At 48.3% G+C, this 6,898-nt stretch carries 5 protein-coding genes; 1 reads left to right on the top strand and 4 read right to left on the bottom strand.

Annotation, left to right across the window (positions count from 1 at the left end; translation table 11 throughout):
• The coding region (locus H6A32_RS13045; protein ID WP_204864520.1) for a transposase at window positions 1–277 on the top strand (277 nt) is incomplete at its 5' end.
• 209 nt (window positions 278–486) lie between these two features.
• On the opposite strand, the gene H6A32_RS13040 is transcribed toward H6A32_RS13045, so the two are convergent.
• The 4 genes from H6A32_RS13040 to H6A32_RS13025 all read right to left on the bottom strand — a co-directional run bounded on the left by H6A32_RS13040 (window position 487) and on the right by H6A32_RS13025 (window position 6,896).
• On the bottom strand, window positions 487–843 hold the full coding sequence (locus tag H6A32_RS13040; protein WP_204864519.1) for a molecular chaperone Hsp90: 357 nt from the start codon (window positions 841–843) through the stop codon (window positions 487–489).
• An 80-nt stretch (window positions 844–923) separates the two neighbouring features.
• Entirely contained in the window at window positions 924–2,936 is a 2,013-nt protein-coding gene (locus H6A32_RS13035) for a beta-galactosidase (RefSeq protein ID WP_204864518.1), read from the bottom strand.
• A gap of 15 nt (window positions 2,937–2,951) precedes the next feature.
• Window positions 2,952–5,996, bottom strand: a complete 3,045-nt coding sequence (locus H6A32_RS13030) for a glycoside hydrolase family 2 TIM barrel-domain containing protein (protein WP_204864517.1) — start codon at window positions 5,994–5,996, stop codon at window positions 2,952–2,954.
• A 93-nt stretch (window positions 5,997–6,089) separates the two neighbouring features.
• Window positions 6,090–6,896, bottom strand: coding sequence for a carbohydrate ABC transporter permease (locus tag H6A32_RS13025; RefSeq protein ID WP_118636643.1), 807 nt, complete (start codon window positions 6,894–6,896; stop codon window positions 6,090–6,092).
• Window positions 6,897–6,898 lie beyond the last annotated feature (2 nt).

Here is a 6,898-nt window from a genome sequence, read left to right as displayed (position 1 = left end):
TAATGAACGATGGGAAGAACTAAAGGAAGAATCCAATGCGAATATCCAGAGTGAAGAAGGGATCCTGAAACGGCAGATCCGGTCGATCCAGACAGAAGGACACTTTGGAGATATCAAAGAGAACGAAGACTTCCGGCGTTTTCACTACCGTTCAAAAGAAAAAGTATATAAAGAATTCATGCTGTATGCGATTGGTAGAAATATCATGAAATACCATCGTTTTTTACATGATGAGATAAAAAAATACGAAGGAAAAAAGGAGCAGAAAACCGCTTAGCTGAGGAGCAAACCCTAAAAATCCAAACAAGGGGTTTTTGTGCCCTAAAACAAGAGCTACAAAAAGGAAGAGGCAGTTCCATAGAGAATTCAGACTTTGAAAAAGTCCGAATTCTCTGGGACTGCCTCTTCTTTTAAGGTCAGGGGTTAAAAATCGGTATTAACCGACAATCCCATACCTTTTTCTACACTCTCCGTTGCACTATAAAATTATAAAAGCTCGTCCTTCTTCGCGAGGATTGCTTCTACAGCTACGCATGCAGGGCAGTCACAGTACTGTTTGCCTGCAGCTTTTAATTCTTTTCCATGAGCAGCGACTTCTTTTGTCTTTTCTGCTCCGAATACCTGAGCACCCATTTCGGACTCTGCAAATGCGATCAGTCCGTCCAGCGTCATGATATCTTCTTCGAGTTCGGCAATATATTTTTTCGTCTCTTCTGCCTCGTTCTCGGTTCCTACAGCGTCAAGCCATGCCTGTGCTGCATCTTTTGCCTCCTGACTGCATGACGGAGCTGCCATCAGCTCTTTTGTCTTCTCTACTACATAATTTAATGTTTCCTGAGTCATACTGTACACACCCTTTCTGAAAATTTTCTCTCCTACTATTGTAGCACAATCCGGTCCGGATCGGACCATCTATTTTCTAATTAAATCAGAATCATACACTGAAACGGTTTCATTTCCAGTGTGCCTTCGTACACTTCCTTTGTTTCCGCATCGGTCCATTTTCCGATTCCTTCTACGCAGACCGGCTCATTTTTGAAGTTCATAACAAACACAACCCGTTTTCCATTGTCACCGACACGTTCTGTCACGGTCACACCGTACGGCAGCTTTGTCTGAAGCGCGTTTTCCAGAGCGGCTTCCCGAAAGAGATCCTGATAAAACGCCCGCAGGAAATCGAGGCTGGATTCTGCCGCCAGATAGTATGCCTCTCCTTTTCCGAAGCTGTTGCGTGTCACAACCGGAGAGCCGGCGTAGAAATCTTTTTCGTAAACTGCAAGCACTTCTGTGTTTTCTTTCGCATGTACGATCTCGCAAAGGTACTGTGCCGGATAAACAGATCCGCCATAGGTAAACTGATTCTCAAATTCCTCAGACGGCGCGTCAATCTCTTCCTGAATGATTCCCAGCACATCTTCCAGCGGGGACTGTCCGGTAAAGCAAAGATCTGTGTCATCCACCATACCGCTGAAGCAGGTGTTAACGAAAATACCTCCGTTCTCCACGAACTTTCTTACGTGCTCCGGATATCCTTCCTTGTACATATAGTTCAACGGCGCCGCCACAAGGTTGTATCCTTCCAGAGAATCGTTCATATCCACCAGATCGGCCTCAATGCCGTTTTCCCAGAACACACGGTAGTGTTTGAGGATCGTTTTCACATAATTAAAGTCAAGACGCGGTCCCTGCGTATCTTCCACTGCCCACCAGTTGTCCCAGTCAAAAATGATGGCGGCTTTCGGCCTGTTTACTGCATGATCAATGAGCTCGCCAAGACCTGATAGTCTCTCGCCCAGTTCGGTAACCTCCCGGAATACCCTGGTGTTCGCTCCGTTCCTGTGATCCAGCACAGCGCCATGGAATTTCTCAAATCCGCCCCGGCCTTTCCGCCACTGGAAATACAGTACAGAATCCGATCCGTGTGCCACTGCCTGCATGCTGGAAAGCATGTGCATACCAGGACGCTTCAGCGGATTCGCCTCGCGCCAGCTGATCGAAGACGGAGAGCTTTCCATCAGAAGGAACGGCGCTTTCAGGAGGGAGCGCATCAGACTGTGATTTACTGCTGCCTTCACCGCCGTCGGAACCTCATCTTTCTGTTTGTGCCAGTACGGATAGTTGTCCCATGAAATAATATCCACGCCTTCTTTCAAACGGTTGTAGTCCATCCCTTTAAAGAAGTACATAAAGTTCGCTGTAGCCGGAAGATCTGAATATTCTTTTACCGTCCGTGCTTCCAGCTGGTAAAAGGCATTCATCTGTTCCGTGGAGAACCGTCTCCAGTCCAGCACAAGGGCTGTACTTGTTGTCTCCCCGTTTGGAACCGGACTGTGAATCTGCTCCCAGTCCGTATAGGTGTGGCTCCAGAAGTAATTCCACCACGCCCGGTTCAGATTCTCAAGTGTACCGTACTTTTTCTTAAGCCAGATACGGAATGCCGCCTGACAGTGTTCACAGTGACATACGGAATCCGCGAAGTTTCCTCCCAGCTCATTGGAAATATGCCAGAGAATCACGTTCTTCCTTTTCCCGAACCGTTTTGCCAGTTCCCGGTCGATGGTCGCGATTTTCTCACGCATTACCGGCGAGGTGTAGCAGAAATTGTGGCGCTTTCCCGGAAGGTTTCTCCTGCCGTCCGCCTGCACCTGCATCACTTCCGGATATTTCTGAGTGAGCCAGTGCGGCATTGCCCCGGAAGGGGTTGCCAGGATAACCTGAATCCCTTCCGTTTCAAGCCTTGTGATGATCCGGTCCATCCAGTCAAACTGATAGACCCCCTCTTCCGGTTCCAGCGAAGCCCAGGCAAAAATGCCAAGGCTTACGCAGTTCACGTTCGCTTTTTTCATCAGCGCTACATCTTCTTCAAAAATCTCCGGGTGGTCCAGCCACTGATCCGGATTGTAATCTCCTCCATGGAGAATCCTTTCTCCTAACATTGTTACTCCTCCTGTTTAGATTCCGCGGAAACGGAATGTAAACTCCATCTTTTTGTCTGCGTTTAACAGATATTCCGGATGCGTAACAGACAGCCAGCTGTCGTCTCCTGCAATTCCCATCTGTCCAAGAGCCGCACGTACAACCGTGTAATGAACCTGCGGAAGTTCATACGGATGCTTTGCATTTTCCAGTTCGTGCGGTGTATAAGGAAGCGCGGAGAACATCATCGGTCCGCTCTTTTCATCCATTTCAAACAGCATTCCTCTTCCGCTTCTGTCGGTCACTTTTGCGTAGCGTACTTCTTCTTTTGCTCCACATTCCTGCGGCACAATGTATCTTGCCATATTATCTTTCACCAGGTTCTGGTAGATCCCAAGCTTCGCGCCTTTTTTACGGTCCGCATAGGTCTCAGCCGGTCCGAGTCCGTACCATGTCACATGATCGTAGTCCGCATCCAGCTTGAGCATCACGCCAAACTCCGGCATATCGCCCAGTTCTTTGACCGGATCATAGGAAAGCGTTACCTGTACCGTGCCGTCGCCGGTTACCACATACGTCATCGTACACTCGCCGGCCGGAGTCGTCGGCAGAAGGTAGGTATATGTCACTTTGACAGAATCTTCCGCCGCCTCTACTTCCGGCAGAAGAACTTTGCAAAGGTCGTCCCCCCGGTAATCCTTGTGTGACGCGTACATGCTGGCGATCTTCCACTGTGCGTACCGTTTCGGCATCTGGTTGCCCTGGTCGTTGTCCACCGGAGCTCTCCAGAAATTCGGCTTTGGAATTTCCTTGATCATTTCTTTTCCTGCATAACGGTAGGAGACAAGTCCTCCTTCCGGCCCGGAGAAGATCGCTTCAAAAGATTCTCCCCTGACACCGATGTTATGCTTGCTGCGGATTACCTTCACCGGACGTCTGCATGCTTTCTTCTCTTCCCTGATCGCATAGACATACTGTCCGAATGCCACTTCATGTCCTGCTTTCGCCCAGATCGTGTTTTCTTTCAGCCGGAAGGAAACCGTGATCGTATATTCTCCCGGAATCGTCTCTTTTGGAAGCGGCAGATCATACACCTTCTCGGAGAGCGGTTCCACATCGGTTGCCAGAACAAGTTCTCTGACTGTCTTTCCGTTCCGGGCCGCTGTTACCACGCATTCATACACACCGGTGTTCAGGAAGAGGTTCTTGTTGATGACTTTTACCTGATCCTTTGTCACTTCGGCTGTAATATTCTGGTAGTTGAATTTTACCTCCTGCATCTTCGGGGACGGCTCTCTGTCACCGCCGTATACAATCCCGTTGGCGCTGAAATTGTAGTCGGTCGGTCTTTCATTAAAATCGCCGCCGTATGCCTGGAATTCATTTCCATAACGGTCTTTCTTATAAATCGTCTGGTCAATGTAATCCCAGATAAATCCTCCCTGATAGAGCGGTTCTGTATCTGTCAGATCGGTATACTTGTGCATTGCCCCGCAGGAATTTCCCATGGCGTGGGTATACTCACAGCAGATAAACGGTTTGCTTCTGTCTTTTGCAAGGAATTCCTTGATCTTTTCCACCGGTGTGTACATCTGGCTCTCCATATCGCTGGTATCATTGTAGCGGCGATCCTGGAAGACGCCTTCGTAATGTACCAGTCTCGTCGGATCTTCCTTGCGGAAAAACTGAGACATTTCATAAATATCTTTTCCTCCGAAAGACTCATTTCCGCAGGACCAGATCAGGATGGACGGATGATTTTTGTCCCTCTGGTACATGGAATTCACACGGTCCAGCATCATCGCAAGCCATTCCGGTTTGTCATTTGGCACAATGAAATCTTCATCCCCGTCCATAGGATAGGTATCCCAGCTTCCGTGGCTCTCCAGGTTCGCCTCATCAATCAGATACAGACCGTATTCATCACAGAGTCTGTAGATCAAAGAGGAGTTCGGATAATGGCATGTCCGCACTGCATTGATGTTGTTCTGCTTCATGATGGTCAGGTCTTTTCGAAGCTCCTCTTCCGATACATGTCTTCCGCTCACAGAGCTGAATTCATGCCGGTTAACCCCTTTGAAGACAATTCTCTTACCGTTCAGTGTCATGATGCGGTCTTTCATCTCAAATCTGCGGAATCCCACTTTCTCCGGAATGATTTCCATCAAAGTGCCGGAGGCGTCTGTCACGGTAATCGACAGGTCATAAAGATTCGGCTCTTCCGCACTCCAGAGCGCCGGATGATCGATCTCCCAGGTAAAGGCATTCTCTCCTTTCAGTTCCTTCTCTTCCTCGAAGCAAACTTCTCCGTGGTAAGAAAGCACGAACTTTGCTTTTCCGCTTCCCCATGTCCGGGTGCAGATTTCCAGCTCCGCCTTTTCCAGCGTCTCATCCGGAACTGCGCGGATTCTGAGATCACGGATATGGACTTCCGGCACCGTGTACAGGTAGACATCCCGGTAAAGCCCGGAGAAGCGGTAGAAGTCCTGATCCTCACACCAGCTTCCGGACGTCCATTTGAATACCTGCACAGCCAGCTTGTTTTCGCCTTCTCTTACATAGTCAGTAAGTTCAAAGTCGGACGGTGTAAAGGTATCCTCGCTGTATCCCACAAAGGTACCGTTTACCCAGACAGCCATGCCGCTTTCTGCCCCCTGGAAGGAGATAAAAAGACGTTTGCCTTTCATTCTCTCCGGCACGCGGAAATATTTCACATAACTTGCAACCGGATTGAAGTGCTCCGGAATCTCTCCCGGACGGATGTCCTCACGTCCTTCCCACGGATACTGTGTATTCGCGTACTGCGGCGCATCATAGCCCTCCATCTGGATATGGGCCGGCACCCGGATGTCGTCCCAGGAAGCACAGCAGTACTCGTCCTTTTCAAATCCCGGAACAACCGCGTCATAATTTTTCGCATAATGGAATTTCCAGATTCCATTCAGGCTCTCCTGAAACAGACTGCATCCTGTTTCTCTGTCCGCTTCGGACGCATAGTACGCATGATCGGAGTGAGCCTCTGCTCTTCCATCACAGAAATACTCCGGATTCTTTACGTTTTCATAATTAAATGTTCTCATAGTTTCCTCCTCTTTTTCCCTGAATCTTTGTATGAAAAAAGGAGTCCGCCGCATCTGCGGCAGACTCCTGCTCTTATGCGGGCTCTCTGTCTATTATTTTACGGCTCCTGTAATACCTTCTGCAAACTGTTTCTGAAGTACGAAGAAGACGATCATAGTAGGAATGGAACAGAAGAGAACTCCCACCATTAATACACCATAGTCTGTTGTATATCCACCTGAAAGGTTGGCAATCAACATCGGCATTGTCTGTGACTCCGGAAGGGTCATAATTACCTTCGGCCACAGGTATGAATTCCATGCATTCATAAATGTGATAACCGCTGCTGCTGCATAGGTTGCTTTCATCATCGGCATGTACATTCTTACGAAGATTCCGATTTCGCTCAGTCCGTCGATACGCGCTGCTTCCATAACGTCAACCGGGAAGTTACGTGAATTCTGACGGAACATCATAATCAGGAACGGCGTCGAAAGAGACGGGAGGATAAAACCTAACGCCGAGTTCAAAAGCTTTGCTGATGAAAGCAGTCTGAACAGAGGAATCATCGTCGCTACCTGAGGAATCATCATGGCAAGAAGAATAATGGAAAACAGAACATCCTTTTTCTTGTCATGATACAGCTCAAATCCAAATCCTGCAAGAGAACAGATCAAAATCGCAAGAACTGTCTGCAAAATAGAATACAGGAAAGAATTGCCCATTGCTCTCCACAGCTCATTGCCGTTTACAAGATTCTGGAAGTTTTCGATAAAATGTCCGCCGAGCGTCAGCTTTCCGTTTGCCACCTCGAAGGAAGTGTTTGTTGCTGCTGAAATCATCCAGTAGAACGGGAATACGGAAAGGAACGCTACGATAATCAAAAATATGTATGTAGGAATCAACCGGCGCTGAATCATAC

Source organism: Drancourtella massiliensis, assembly GCF_016900655.1.
Classification (GTDB): domain Bacteria; phylum Bacillota; class Clostridia; order Lachnospirales; family Lachnospiraceae; genus Sellimonas; species Sellimonas catena.
The sequence above is the reverse complement of the archived record's forward strand: the minus strand, read 5'-3'. Positions and strand labels throughout refer to the sequence as shown.

Excerpts from the sequence above, each read along its gene's own strand:
- H6A32_RS13040 (WP_204864519.1), bottom strand. The coding sequence starts at position 843 with ATGACTCAGGAAACATTAAATTATGTAGTAGAGAAGACAAAAGAGCTG.
- H6A32_RS13025 (WP_118636643.1), bottom strand. The coding sequence starts at position 6,896 with ATGATTCAGCGCCGGTTGATTCCTACATACATATTTTTGATTATCGTA.
- H6A32_RS13030 (WP_204864517.1), bottom strand. The coding sequence starts at position 5,996 with ATGAGAACATTTAATTATGAAAACGTAAAGAATCCGGAGTATTTCTGT.
- H6A32_RS13035 (WP_204864518.1), bottom strand. The coding sequence starts at position 2,936 with ATGTTAGGAGAAAGGATTCTCCATGGAGGAGATTACAATCCGGATCAG.